Origin of the sequence: Bradyrhizobium sp. MOS001 (assembly GCF_004634465.1) — a bacterium.
Classification (GTDB): Bacteria; Pseudomonadota; Alphaproteobacteria; order Rhizobiales; family Xanthobacteraceae; genus Bradyrhizobium; species Bradyrhizobium barranii.
Genome location: NZ_SPVJ01000010.1, coordinates 36760 through 50052, shown reverse-complemented (window position 1 = coordinate 50052; position 13293 = coordinate 36760). Strand labels below are relative to the sequence as shown.

The 13293-nt window shown below is 61.6% G+C and carries 13 protein-coding genes; all 13 read left to right on the top strand.

The window, feature by feature from the left end; translation table 11 throughout:
- The first annotated feature begins 44 nt into the window (after nt 1-44).
- The gene (locus tag CT676_RS16085) at nt 45-1304 is read left to right on the top strand and encodes an ABC transporter substrate-binding protein (protein ID WP_135214986.1); all 1260 of its coding nucleotides are present in this window, start codon (nt 45-47) and stop codon (nt 1302-1304) included.
- 46 nt (nt 1305-1350) lie between these two features.
- Complete coding sequence (locus tag CT676_RS16080; protein WP_039157426.1) at nt 1351-2271, top strand: sugar ABC transporter permease; 921 nt, start codon at nt 1351-1353, stop codon at nt 2269-2271.
- On the top strand, nt 2268-3077 hold the full coding sequence (locus CT676_RS16075; protein ID WP_135214903.1) for a carbohydrate ABC transporter permease: 810 nt from the start codon (nt 2268-2270) through the stop codon (nt 3075-3077). Before CT676_RS16080 ends, CT676_RS16075 begins: the two co-directional genes overlap by 4 nt.
- On the top strand, nt 3077-3916 hold the full coding sequence (locus tag CT676_RS16070) for an endonuclease/exonuclease/phosphatase family protein (RefSeq protein WP_135214902.1): 840 nt from the start codon (nt 3077-3079) through the stop codon (nt 3914-3916). The genes CT676_RS16075 and CT676_RS16070 overlap by 1 nt, the downstream gene beginning before the upstream one ends.
- Before the next feature lies 1 nt (nt 3917).
- Nucleotides 3918-4295, top strand: coding sequence for an NUDIX hydrolase (locus CT676_RS16065; protein ID WP_063982693.1), 378 nt, complete (start codon nt 3918-3920; stop codon nt 4293-4295).
- Between the two features lie 211 nt (nt 4296-4506).
- Nucleotides 4507-5826, top strand: coding sequence for an extracellular solute-binding protein (locus CT676_RS16060; protein ID WP_039151995.1), 1320 nt, complete (start codon nt 4507-4509; stop codon nt 5824-5826).
- Between the two features lie 86 nt (nt 5827-5912).
- Nucleotides 5913-6863 (top strand): ABC transporter permease subunit, encoded by a 951-nt coding sequence (locus CT676_RS16055; RefSeq protein WP_063982694.1) that lies wholly within the window; start codon nt 5913-5915, stop codon nt 6861-6863.
- Nucleotide 6864: 1 nt separating this feature from the next.
- A complete protein-coding gene (locus CT676_RS16050; RefSeq protein WP_135214901.1) occupies nt 6865-7785 on the top strand; it encodes an ABC transporter permease subunit in 921 nt (306 codons plus the stop codon).
- A 9-nt stretch (nt 7786-7794) separates the two neighbouring features.
- Complete coding sequence (locus tag CT676_RS16045) at nt 7795-8556, top strand: glycerophosphodiester phosphodiesterase family protein (RefSeq protein ID WP_039151988.1); 762 nt, start codon at nt 7795-7797, stop codon at nt 8554-8556.
- On the top strand, nt 8553-10088 hold the full coding sequence (locus CT676_RS16040; RefSeq protein WP_135214900.1) for an alkaline phosphatase D family protein: 1536 nt from the start codon (nt 8553-8555) through the stop codon (nt 10086-10088). The genes CT676_RS16045 and CT676_RS16040 overlap by 4 nt, the downstream gene beginning before the upstream one ends.
- 1 nt (nt 10089) lies before the next feature.
- Nucleotides 10090-10890, top strand: a complete 801-nt coding sequence (locus tag CT676_RS16035; protein ID WP_039151984.1) for an inositol monophosphatase — start codon at nt 10090-10092, stop codon at nt 10888-10890.
- The gene (locus CT676_RS16030; RefSeq protein ID WP_244623172.1) at nt 10887-11834 is read left to right on the top strand and encodes a sugar-binding transcriptional regulator; all 948 of its coding nucleotides are present in this window, start codon (nt 10887-10889) and stop codon (nt 11832-11834) included. The genes CT676_RS16035 and CT676_RS16030 overlap by 4 nt, the downstream gene beginning before the upstream one ends.
- Complete coding sequence (xylB, locus tag CT676_RS16025) at nt 11831-13285, top strand: xylulokinase (protein ID WP_135214899.1); 1455 nt, start codon at nt 11831-11833, stop codon at nt 13283-13285. The genes CT676_RS16030 and xylB overlap by 4 nt, the downstream gene beginning before the upstream one ends.
- Nucleotides 13286-13293 lie beyond the last annotated feature (8 nt).

Genomic DNA, 13293 nt, shown 5'->3' with positions numbered 1-13293 from the left:
CAAGACAGATAACGAAGGAGACCAAGATGTTTGCTCGACGCACGATGTTAATGGCAGCCGCGTTCGCTGCATTCTCCATGGGCGCCGTCAGCCCGGCGGCCGCGGTGGATCTGACGATGTACTATCCGGTTGCGGTCGGTGGGCCCGTCACCAAGATCGTCGACGACATGGTCTCGCGCTTCGAGAAGGACAATCCGGATATCAAGGTGACGGCGGTCTATGCCGGCAACTATACGGATACGATGACCAAGGCGATGACGGCGATGAAGGGCGGCCAGCCGCCGCAACTGTCGGTGTTGCTGTCCACCGACGTGTTCACGCTGATGGACGAGAACGCGATCGTGCCGCTCGACGGTCTCGTCAGTGACAAGGCCTGGTTCAAGGAATTCTATCCGGCCTTCATGGCCAACGGCCAGATCGACGGCAAGACCTGGAGCATCCCGTTTCAGCGCTCGACCATCGTGCTGTACTGGAACAAGGACGCCTTCAAGGAGGCCGGCCTTGATCCGGAGAAGGCACCGGCATCCTGGGACGAAATGGTCGAGATGTCGAAGAAGCTGATCAAGAAGGACAGCTCAGGAAACACCACGCGCTGGGGCGTCGAGATTCCCTCGACCGGCTACGGCTACTGGATGCTGCAGGCGCTGGCCATCGAGAATGGCCAGAAGATGATGAACGAGCCCGGCAACGAGGTCTACCTGACTGCGCCGAAGACTGTCGCCGCGCTTGATTACTGGGTCGACCTGTCGCGCAAGCACAATGTCATGCCGACGGGCAGCGTCGACTGGGCCACGCTGCGCACGGACTTTCTCGAAGGCAAGACGGCGATGATGTGGCATACCACCGGCAATCTGACTGCCGTCAAGGATGCCGCAAAATTCCCGTTTGGTGTGGCCATGCTTCCGGCCAAAGAGCAGCGCGGATCGCCGACCGGCGGCGGCAGCTTCTACATTTTCAAGAGCGCCTCGCCCGAGCAGCAGAAGGCGGCCGTCAAGTTCATCGAGTGGATGACTGCGCCCGACCGCGCGGCGGAATGGAGCATGAAGACCGGCTATGTCGCCGTGTCGCCTGCCGCCTACAAGACCAGTGCGATGCAGGACTATGCCAAGGGCTTCCCCCAGGCGACCGTCGCGCGCGATCAGCTCGAGCATGCGGTGCCCGAGCTCTCCGTCCACGAGAACGGCCGCATCTACAAATTCGTCAATGATGCCGTGCAGGCGGCGGTCACCGGCACGCAGAAGCCGCAGGAGGCGCTGGCCGCCGCCCAGCAGCAGGCCGATCGCGTCTTGCGAACCTACAAGTAAGGACAATGGTGGGATGGTGGTTCGCCGCCATCCCACCGCCTGGCGAATGACCGACACCGCCGTATCATCGCCGATTGCACCACGCCGCGCTGGATCGCAGGCGTGGTGGAATGCCGTAAACGCGTGGCTTTTGTTGTTGCCAGCGGCGGTGTTGCTGGTGGCGTTCACCCATTACCCGATCCTGGCGACGATCCGAAATTCGCTGTTCATCACGCGCCGCAACGGCACCGAGGTCTTTGTCGGCCTCGACAGCTATCAGGCCATGGCAGCCGACCCGATCTTCTGGAAGGCGCTGGTCAACAATTTCTGGTTCGCGCTCGGCACCATTCCCGCGTCAATCGCTCTGGCCTTGCTAATGGCGATCTGGGTCAATCGGAACATGCGCGGCCGCGGTTTCCTGCGTTTGGCCTATTTCACCCCGACGGTGCTGCCGATGATCGCCGTCGCCAACATCTGGCTGTTCTTCTACACCCCGGATTACGGCCTGCTCGATCAGTTGCGCGGCCTTTTCGGTCTCGGTGGTTGGAACTGGCTTGGCGATCCCTCGACGGTCATGAGCTGCCTGATCGTGATGGTGATCTGGAAGGAGGCCGGATTCTTCATGATCTTCTACCTCGCAGCCCTTCAGCAACTTTCACCAGACCTCGAGGAAGCTGCTTCCATCGAAGGTGCGGGCCGCTGGTACACCTTCCGCCGGATCACGTTTCCCTTGCTGATGCCGACCACGTTGTTCGTGGCGATTAACGCGGTGATCAACTCGTTCAAACTGGTGGATCAGCTCGTCATCATGACCAAGGGTGGTCCGAATAACGCCAGCACGCTGCTGCTGTACTACATCTATGAAGTCGCATTCACGTTCCAGGATTCGTCCTACGCTGCGACGCTGACGGTGGTGCTCCTGGTGCTGCTGAGTGCCGTTGCACTGGTCAAGTTCGGTTATCTCGATCGCAGGATCCACTACCAATGAGAGGCCGGACACATCCCGTCGAGGCCGTCGCTGCCTGGGTCCTGGCTCTAATCTGGCTCGCGCCATTGGCCTATGCCTTCTGGAGCGCGCTGCATCCGGCCGCCTATGCGACGTCGTTCAGCCTCTCCGCGCCATGGACGCTGGAGAATTTTGCGCGCGCCTGGAAGCAGGCACCATTCGCCCGCTATTACCTCAACACGATTGTCCTTGTTACCCTGGTCCTGATCGGGCAGCTCATTCTCTCGACGCTCGCGGCCTATGCCTTTGCGCGCTTCAAGTTCAGGGGCAGCGGCATCGCATTCGCGCTCGTTCTGCTCCAGCTGATGATCATGCCCGACGTGCTGATCGTCGAGAATTATCGCGCGATTGCCAAGCTTGGTCTGCTGGACACAATTCCCGCGATTGCGCTGCCTTATCTCGCCAGCGCCTTTGGCATTTTCCTGCTGCGGCAGACCTTCAAAAGCGTCCCTCAGGAGCTGGTCGAGGCCGCCCGGGTCGAGGGCGCGGGGCCGCTGGGAATCCTGTGGCGGGTCTACGTGCCACTGGCACGTCCGACCTACTTAGCGTTCGGTCTCGTCTCGGTCAGCTACCACTGGAACAATTTTCTGTGGCCGCTGATCGTGACGAACTCGGTCGAGGCGCGGCCGCTTACCGTCGGCCTCGCGGTATTCGGCGCGCCGGAGACCGGCGTGGACTGGTCGGTCATCACCGCGGCAACGGTGATGACCATGGCGCCGCTGCTGATCGCGTTTCTGCTTTTCCAGCGGCAGTTCGTTCAATCCTTCATGCGTGCAGGCATTCGTTGATGCGCCTTCTTACCTGGAACATTCAATGCGGCAAGGGCTGCGACGGCGTGACCGATCTGGCGAGGATCGTCGCGATTGCCAGGGAAACGATGGATGCCGACGTCTTCTGTTTCCAGGAGGTAAGCTCGAATTTCGCCAAGTATGACGGGGGAGGTGATCAGAGCGCGGAGCTCGCCGCGCTGCTGCCGGGCCACCTGCCGATATTCCGGCCCGCGATCGAAACCGTCGATCAGGCCGGGCAGTTGCATCGCTTCGGCAACATGACCCTGTCGCGCCTGCCAGTCGTGCAGATCAACAACCACATCCTGCCGTGGCCGGGCGCGGGGAGCGTGCGCAGTATGCGGCGCCACGCGCTGGAGGTGACGGTTCAGGCCTCCTTCCGCGCTCTACGTATCGTCAACACGCATCTCGAATATCATTCGGTCGCGCAGCGCGAGGCGCAGATCACGCGTCTGCTCGACTTGCAGGAGGACGCGTCGACCGGTCCGAAGGCGCCCACCAGACAGCCCGACGAGCCCTATGAAAGCCAGACGGTTGCGGCATCGAGCCTGATGTGCGGCGATTTCAATTTTGACGTCACCGATCCGCAGCACGCGATGATTGACCGGTCCATCCGGCCCGGCCTCAACTATCGCGATGCCTGGACAGCTGGTCGGCCCGGCGTGCCGCGATCTCCAACCTGCGGGCTGTATGATCACGCGCAATGGACAGATGGCCCCGATTGCCGCGACTTCATCTTCGTGACGGAAGATCTGGTTGATCGAATCAGGCACGTGGACGTCAATGGCCAGACCGATGCGTCCGATCATCAACCGGTTCTGATCGAGTTGGCTGACTGAAATGACAAAGTCTTCAAAACTGGTTGCGGCGAAGAAAGGGCGGATCCTGCTCGTCAGGCGACGGCGTGACAAGCTCTGGATGTTTCCGGGCGGCCGTAAGCAAGACGGGGAAAGTGAAAGGAAGTGCCTTCACCGTGAAATCCGCGAAGAGTTGCCCAAGCTCAAACTTGGCGAGCTCAAGCTGTGGAAGGAGGTGAAAGGCAAGAACCGGGAGACCGGTCGAAGGATGAGCGACGCCATCTTCGTCGCAAAGAAAGCCTCAGGTCCATTGAAGATCGGTGACAAGAAAGAGATCGACAAGGTTGCCTGGCGAAAGCCGCGCGGGATCCGACTTACGGCGACCTCGCGCTACATTCGGGACAAGCTGTTCCCAAAATAAATCATTTGTGGTGCGACAGAATAGCTTGTCGGCGGCCATAGCCTGGCCGCCTTCGGCTGAAGGCGCGCGCCTAACCCGCGGATGGCGCGTGTGCGGTGAAACAAATCTGCCCCCTTTCATCGCGCCGGGACATATGTCATTGTATAAATACAAATGCTCAATGGGCGTCGAGGCCGGCCAGCTGACCGAGCTTTGACAGGGAGGACCAACCATGAAACGCGCTATTTTCATCGCCGTTTTGTTTACGGTTTTGGCGTTGGCCCCCTCGGCGAAAGCTGCGCGGATAGAGGTGCAGTGGTGGCACGCGATGAGTGGTGTACTGGGTGATCGGCTCAACGAGCTCGTTGAGAGGTTTAACAAGTCGCAGGACAAGTACACGGTCGTCGCGGTCGCCAAGGGCAATTACGATGAGGTAACCAATGGCGTCATCGCCGCCTACCGCGCCAAGCGGCCGCCGGAAATGGTTCAGATCGCCGAGCGTGGCTACCTTACCATGTTGTTGTCGGAGGCGGTCGTACCAGTGCAGGACCTCCTGGAGAAGCAGGGCTACAAGATCGATTCCGCCGACTTCATCAAACCGGTGGCGAGCTTCTGGAGCTACAAGGGGCGGATGTCGGCCCTGCCGTTCAACTCATCCACGCCGATATTCTGGTACAATAAGGATCATTTCCAGAAGGCGGGTTTCGACAAGCCGGCTGGCACCTGGCAGGAGCTGGAAAAGCAGCTCTACGCCATCAAGGCTAAGGGCATCAGCGAGTGCGGCACCGTACTGCCCGGCGATTTTTACTGGAGCCTCTTGGAGAACTACAGCGCCATCAACAATCAGCCGTACGGCACGCTTGCCAACGGCTTTGACGGGCTTGGCACGGAGTTCGTCTACAACAAAACCAAAGTGGTCTCCCAAGTCGCGCGCCTGAAGAAATGGCTCGACGACGGCATCATGCAAATTGCGGGGCAGGGCTTCAGCCCCGAGCAATTGTTCACATCCGGCCGGTGTTCGACATTCGTCAACTCGACCGCGTCGCACGGCAATATCGAGCGTAACGCTACCATCAACTGGAGCGCTACGTTCCTGCCGCATGAGAGCGACATCAATCCGCCGCTCAACAGCACCATCGGCGGCGGCGCGATCTGGGTGATGAAGGGCCATACGCTGGAGCGTTACGAGGCAGTGGCGGCCTTCCTCAATTTCATTGCCCAGCCGGAGACACAGGTGTGGTGGCATGGCGCGACCGGCTACGTTCCCGCGACCAATCGCGCCTACGAGTTGGCGCGCGAGCGAGGCTATTACAAGGACCATCCGACTCGAGAGATTGCCGTGCTACAATTATCGCGCGGTACACCCAACGAGAACTCACGCGGCTTCCGTTTCGGCAATTTCGTGCAGACCATGCTAGCGCAGCAAAAGGAGGTGGAGGCGGTCTTTGCGGGCCAGAAGCAACCACAGCAGGCGATGGACGACGCGGTCAAGCGCGGCAATGAGATCCTCCGTCAGTTCGAGAAGCTCAATGCGGGGAAAAATCTCGAGTGACTTCTGGCGGCGTACGTTCATCAACGACATGGCATGACGTGGCTGGGCAGGCACGATCGCGTTCCGCGGGGGCCGCCGAGCCGACGTTGCGCGGCTCCGACCCGGCATCCGCGCGCCGCAAGAAAGCGCGGCGCGCGCACGAGCCCGGGTTAAAGCGGGCGAATTTTGGCGAGGGGCCGGGCCTTCCAACCTTGCTGCTGCTGCCGCAATTCTTGATCCTGCTGTTCTTCTTCTTCATCCCGTCACTGCGGGCGCTGACGCAATCGGTTCTGCTCGCTGATCCCTTTGGTACAACAGTCCAGTTCGTTTGGTTTGATAATTTCAAGGCGTTGTTCGCCAGCGACGACTACCGCCAGTCGATGTGGGTGACATTTCAGTTCACCGTCGGGCAGAACTTGCTAACGCTGCTGGTGGCACTGGTGCTCGCCTTTGCCACCGACCGCATCATTCGCGGCCGCCCGATCTATCGCACTATTATTCTTTTGCCCTATGCGATTGCACCTGCAATCGCCGGCATTCTCTGGGCCTTTCTGTTCAATCCGGCGGTCGGCCCACTCGCTCAGATCCTGCATGCGCTTGGGATCGCCTGGGACCCGAACCTCAATCCAAACCATGCGCTGATTCTGGTGACGCTCGCCGCCTCCTGGAAGCATATCTGCTACGATTACATTTTCCTGGTTGTGGGGTTGCTCGCTGTACCGGTATCGCTGATGGAGGCCGCGGCGGTCGACGGCGCCGGACCGATCCGGCGCTTTGTCTCGATCGGTTTGCCGATGCTCGGACCGACCGTGTTCTTTCTCGCCGTGATGAACTTCATTTACGGCTTCTTCGAAACCTTCGCCATCATCGATGCCGTCACCAAAGGTGGACCGGCGGGCGCCACCAATATCCTCGTCTACAAGGTCTTTGTCGACGGCTTCGTCAATCTTGACCTCGGTTCCTCTGCGGCGCAGTCGGTGCTGTTGATGAGCTTTGCGCTGCTTTGCACGCTGCTGCAGTTTCGCTATTTCGACCGCAAGGTCAATTACGGGGTCTGAGATGGTCGAGCGTGCACCTGTCCTCAACTTCGTCTGCCACGCGATACTCATCGCTGGCGCGTTGATGGTGTGCGTGCCACTCTATTTCGCCTTTGTTGCGGGTTCGCTCTCGATCAGTGAAGTACAAAAGGTGCCGCTGCCCTGGCTGCCGGGCGATCAGTTCCTCGCAAATCTGCAGGTGGCTTGGGCGAAAGCGAATTTCAGCCGCACTTTCGTCAATTCGGTGGTGGTGGCGCTCGGCATCACCGCCGGCAAAATCGCGGTGTCCTTGCTTTCGGCTTTCGCCATCACCTATTTCCGCTTCCGCTTCCGGATGTTGGCGTTCTGGCTGATCTTCGTCTCGCTGATGTTGCCAATCGAGGTGCGGATCGTGCCGACCTTTGAGGCGGTGGCCAACGCGGCGCTGCCGCTGCAATGGCTCGCTGATACCTTGCATCTTTCCGATCTCTGGCGCTGGATCAGCGGCCACGACATCACGATCGCGCTCGAATGGAATATGGTCAACACCTATCCAGGCCTGATCTTGCCGCTGATTGCCTCGGCGACCGCAACGTTTCTGTTTCGCCAGTTCTTCCTGACCGTGCCCGACGAGCTCTGCGAGGCCGCGACGCTCGACGGTGCCTCGCCGTTGCGCTTCTTCTGGAGCATCCTGCTGCCGCTCTCGGTTCCGAACATGGTGGCGCTCGCGATCATTCTGTTCCTGTTCGGCTGGAATCAATATCTTTGGCCGCTCCTGTTCACGACCGACAAGGACATGGCGACCGCGGTCATTGCCCTGAAGAACCTGATCCCGCACTCCGACAGCGAGCCGGCCTGGAACGTCGCCATGAGCGGCGCGCTCCTGACCATGCTGCCGCCGACACTGGTAATCCTGCTATTGCAGCGCTGGTTCCTCAAAGGCCTCGTCGATAGCAGCAAGTGAGGAGATAAAATGGTCTTCATCGCCGGACATCGGGGCGGACGCGATCTGTGGCCCGAGAACAGCCTGCTCGGCTTCCGCAAGCTGTGCGACGTTGACGTCGACGCGGTCGAGTTCGACGTCCACCAGAGCTCGGACGGTGGCATCGTTGTGATCCACGATCCCGTGCTCGACCGCACCACGCATGATTCCGGTCCGGTCGGCGAGCGCAGCCTGAACCGGCTGACCTCGACGCGGCTACGCGACGCCGGTGACGAGTGCATCCCGACGCTGTCTTCCGTGCTCGATATCTATGCTTCGACCTCGCTCGAACTGCATATCGAGATCAAGACCGACGCGTTGGGTAACGCCTACCGCGGACTCGAGGCTAAGATTATCGAGGAGATCCGGCGGCGCGATCTTGAGCGACGGACGGTCATCACCTGCTTCGTCCCCGAGGTGGTCGAGACAGTGCGACGGCTGTCGCCGGACGCGCGCGTGCTGGTGTCGCTCGACCGCCGCTCGGCGGAGATCATGGGCGGGATTAGGCCGGCGCTGGAGCGGCTTGCGAAAATCCGCGATTGCATCGTGGCGATTGAGAAGGCGCTGCTGACGCCGGCATTGCCGCTGGCGCTGGACATCCTAGGTACGGCCAGGCTCGGTGCGTGGGTCACCAATACGCCGGAGGATATCGGCTACTGGCTGGCGCAGCCCGTGCGGCAGATCACGACCGACCGGCCGGATCTCGCCGTCGATATCAGGCGCAAGCGCGTGGCAGTTCCCGCCGCGTCATGACGGGAATTCCGCGCCGGCATTTTCTCGTTGGATCGCTGGCGGGCGTCGCGTTTGCGGCTCCCTTCGGGATCGTGCGTGGCGCACCTGTCACCTTCAGTTCCGATCCCTATACGCTCGGAGTCGCCTCCGGCTGCCCGCGCGAGGACCGTGTCATGCTGTGGACGCGACTGGCGCCGCACCCCCTCGAAGAGGGTGGCATGCCCGATACCTCGGTCGAGGTCGAATGGCAGGTGGCCGAGGACGAGAAGTTCTCACGCATCGTTGCGCGTGGCGCCGAGCGCGCGATGTCAGAACTCGCGCATTCCGTCCATGCCGAGGTGAGGGGACTGCAGCCCGATCGGGTCTACTGGTATCGGTTCCGCGCCGGCACGGCGGTCAGCCCAGTAGGGCGCACTCGTACGGCGCCTGCCGGGCACAAGGCGCGCCTCCGTTTCGCCTTCGCCTCCTGCCAGCAATACGAGCAGGGTTTTTTCAGCGCGTATCGTGACATGGCCACGCGCGATCTCGATCTGGTCGTGCACCTAGGTGATTATATCTACGAACGATCCTGGGGGGCACGGCATGTGCGCGAGCACGACGTCGGAATTCCGAGGACGCTAGCCGAGTACCGTAATCGTTATGCGCTTTACAAGGGCGATGCCGATCTGCAGGCGGCTCACGCGGCCTTTCCGTTTCTGTCGATCTGGGATGATCACGAGGTCACCGACGATTACGCGAATGACCGGTCCTACACGGTGCGCGAGGCCGTCCGGTTCCTGAGGACCCGTGCTGCTGCGTACCAGGCCTATTACGAGCACATGCCACTGCCGGCCTCGGCGCGGCCGCGCGGACCGGATGCGACGATCTACGCGCATTACCGGTTCGGCGACGTAATGGACGTGTTGTTGCTCGACGACCGGCAGTACCGGTCGGCCCCTGCCTGTGTAAACGGCGGACGGCCGACCTGGACCCCACCTTGTTCGGAGCGGGTCGAAGAAGCGCGCACCATGCTGGGGCAGGCTCAGGAAAGATGGTTCGATAGTCGCCTTTCTGATTGCCGTGCGTGCTGGACCGTCGTCGCGCAGCAGACCTTGATGGCTGAGGACCGGCGCCGCGCTGACGACGGTGACCGCTACTGGATGGATGGCTGGGACGGTTATCCCAGCGCCCGCCGGCGGCTGGTCGATGCGCTCGTCGCGCACAAGACGCGCAACCCGATCGTGATCGGCGGTGATCGACATGCCTTTTTCGCCGGCAGCATGAAGCGCGATTTCACCCGCCCCGAGGAGCCGACGGTCGCGACCGAATTCGTCGGTACGTCCATCACCTCGGAAGGGCCGGGCGAGACAACGACACACAAGGCGCTCGCGGATAATCCAAGTCTTGCTTTTGCGCGCGGCGACAAGCGCGGCTATGCCACGGTCGAAATCGACGAGAAGACCTGCACGGTGGGTTTCGAGGCAGTCGACGACGTCAAGGATATCAAGAGCGGCGTGCGGCGACTCGCGACCTTTGTGGTCGAGGACGGAACGCGAGGAGCAAAGGCAATCTGAAATGGCTGTCGAATCCGAATTGATGGCATTGATGCACGGTGCCGAGCCAGTTGTAATCCGGGCGGCCGCGACGCTGGTCGAGATGCAGCACGGTCCACGCGCGACGACGCGCAAGGAACTGCGCGATATCGTCACCGACGCCGATCTAGCGGCAGAAAAGATCGTGATTGACGGGCTCCGGGCGCTGACGCCCCGCTCGGCAATCCTGTCGGAGGAGGCAGGCTTTAGCGGCAACGCAAAGGCGTCGCGCTGGATCATCGATCCCCTCGACGGTACCATAAACTACGCAGCCGGCTTGCCGTGGTTTTCGGTCAGCGCGGCCTATCACGACGGTGGGGAGGCGCTGGTCGGGTTAGTCGAGTCGCCGCTGTCTGGTATTAGCGGCCGTTATGTGCGTGGTGCGCTTGCGACCATCAATGGCGAGCCAGCGGGAGTGTCGGAAACACGGTCGCTGTCCGATGCGGTCGTATCAGTCATCCTCACCTCGCATTTTCAGCCCGACGAAGTGCGGGCCGCCGCGGCCATCATCGAGCGGCTCGGTTCGGTCGTCCGGGGCGTCCGCATTGTTGTTTCCGGTGCGCTCGAAATGGCCTGGATCGCGGCCGGCCGGCTCGACGCATTCGTCTCGCTCAAGTCAGATCTCGTCTCGCATGCCGCGGCCATGCCGCTGCTGCGCGCGGCAAATGGGCGCGTGACGACGATCGCAGGTGTCGATTCTCAATTTGACGATTTGCAGAAGATTGCCACAAATGGTCACATTCACGATGAGCTTCTGACTTTGCTCCAGGAGATTGCGCTTTGAGTGACCAGACTGTTTTGCGGATTGCTTGGCTCTATTACATGGAGAATTTGACCCAGGCCGAGATCGGCGAGCGGCTCGGGCTGACGCGGGCGCGGGTCAATCGCATGCTGTCGGAGGCACGGCACTCCGGCATCGTCAGCATTAGGCTGAATTCAGAGTTTGCGAGCTGCACCGAACTGGAACATCAGTTGCGCGAACGGTGCGGGCTCGACGACGCGGTGGTGATTCCGAGCCCGGAAAACCCTGAACTCGTCGCGAGCTTGATTGGTATGGCGGCCGGGAGTTACCTATCGAAAGTTCTGGAGGATAAGCGTCCGCGCACGATCGGCATTGGCTGGGGCGCGACCCTGCGTGAAACGATCCGCCACGTCACGCCTGCGGAATACCCAGAGCTCTGGGTCGTCTCGATGATGGGGGGCCTCTCGCGAGGGCTCGAGCTCAATACGTTCGAAATCGCAGGCGAGCTGGCACGCCGACTGCACGCCAAATGCAGTTATCTGGCCGCTCCGATCTACGCAAGCAGCAAGCGCTCGCGCGACACGCTCATGGCACAGGACGTTTATGCGGAGGTTCTGGAGCGCGTCAGCAACCTCGAACTTGCGTTGCTCAGCTTGGGCGACCTCACGCCGCGCTCCCTTCTGGTGCGGCACGGCCTTCCGCCGGACGTAGGTATCGAGGATCTGCGTGCGGCCGGGGCGGTCGGCGACGTGCTGGGACAATATCTTGATCAATCGGGCCGGCAGATCAATCACGGCATCAATTCCCGCGCCATCGCTCTGCCGATCGAAAAGCTTGCGGAGACACCGACCGTGATGCTGATCGCGGGGGGCACCAACAAGGCGCCCGTCATCGCGGCTGCGTTGCAGGGAAAGATCGGCAAGGTGTTGGTCACCGACGAGAAGGCGGCTGCCGGAGCGCTCAAGCTGATCGGTAAGCAGAAATGAGTCTGTTTCTGGGACTCGACATCGGTACGTCAGCCGTAAAGGCGATAATCATCGATGCCGAGGACCGTGAGCAGGCGAGCGCAGTCGCTCCACTGTCGATCGATCATCCGCACCCGCTCTGGTCCGAGCAGCATCCCGACGCCTGGTGGGCGGCCTCGGCGGCCGTGCTCGACCGTCTCGCCGCTGATCATCCGAAGCTCATGTCCGGTGTGGCGGCGCTCGGACTGTCCGGCCAGATGCTCGGTGTTGCCCTGATCGATGCCGCTGGACGACCGATCCGGCCGGCACCGCTCTGGAACGATAGTCGGGCCGGCGCCGAATGCGCGGAGCTCGACGTAAAAGTGGCGGATTTTGCCGGCATTGCCGGTGCGCGGCCGATGCCGGGCTTTTCGGCCCCGAAAATCCTCTGGCTGTCGCGCCACGAGCCCGAAGCCTTGAAGCGTACGCGTTGCATTCTGCTGACGAAGGACTACGTGCGCCTGTGCCTGACGGGCGAGGCGATTTCCGATCGAGCGGATTCGTCGGCCACGCTGTTGATGGACACACAGGCCGGAACATGGTCCCCCCAGCTTGCGGAAGCCTGTGGCATCAGCACCGGTCTGCTGCCAGAACTCGTTGAGAGCGGGGAGGTCGGCGGCACCCTGCGGCCAGAGTTGGCACGGCGGTTTGGCCTGCGCAGTAATCTTCCGATTGCGGGCGGTGCAGGTGACAACATGGCCGGCGCAATCGGTGCCGGCGTGGTTCGGACCGGCGACGCATACATCAGCCTTGGGACGTCGGGGGTCTATTTCGTTGCCAACGACCGTTTCGTACCGGCACGCGGCCAGGGCATGCACACCCACAGGCATGCCGTGCCTGGCTTGTTCGGCCAACATGGTTGCGTCCTGAGCGCAGCGAGCGCGCTGAATTGGGTTGCCGGTATCCTCGGCGTCGTCTCGATCGAGCGGTTCCTCGCCGAGATTGAAGCCGCGGATCTGCCGCCGGCTGATATACCGGTGTTCTCGCCCTATCTTGGCGGCGAGCGGACACCGCATGACGATCCGCTCGCCACAGCAACCCTATCGAATCTGCGTGGCGCGGCGGGGCCGTTGCACATCGGTCGCGGCGTCATCGAGGGCGTCGCTTTCGCCATTGCCGACTGCCACGACGCGTTGATTGCGGCCGGCGCATCGATCGGAACGATCGCACTTGTCGGCGGTGGTGCGCGCAGCCGGTTTTGGGGGCAATTGATCGCGACCGTCATCGATCGCCCGCTGCTGCTGCCGCCATTAGCTCTGCTGGGTCCGGCGCTCGGTGCCGCGCGGCTGGCACGCCAGGCGAGCGGCGGTGGATTGAGCCACGAGGGCGACCGCCATGGAATGACCATGCTTGAGCCACGCGCCGGCTGGCGTCCCGGTTTGGAGGAACGACGCGCCATCTATCGGCAGCATTATGCCAAATTGCCAGTATGAACATTTGT